The sequence below is a fragment of the Gemmiger formicilis genome (assembly GCF_024462815.1).
Lineage (GTDB): Bacteria > Bacillota > Clostridia > Oscillospirales > Ruminococcaceae > Gemmiger.
Window position 1 is genome coordinate 1 of the sequence record NZ_JANGCG010000119.1, and the last position, 207, is coordinate 207.

Genomic DNA, 207 nt, shown 5'->3' on the forward strand with positions numbered 1-207 from the left:
TGTCGGCGGCATTGTTCTCTCTGGCATACTGACGCGCCTTTTCCCGGCGTTCCTCACTGTATGGGGCGGTCAGACGGAAAGAGAAACGCCCCTTTGCAATATCAAACTCCATGCAGTCCGTTTCGGGGTCTGCGTCGGTCTGGCGGCACTGGTCGGGGTGCTGTCCGGCGTAGGCGGCAAGCCGCTTCTTTAAGTCGGTGTTGTGGG

General features: G+C 59.9%; 1 protein-coding gene. It reads right to left on the minus strand.

Annotation, left to right across the window (positions count from 1 at the left end):
• Positions 1-207: hypothetical protein (locus NE623_RS14710; RefSeq protein ID WP_256273643.1), on the minus strand; the 207-nt coding region annotated here is incomplete at both ends.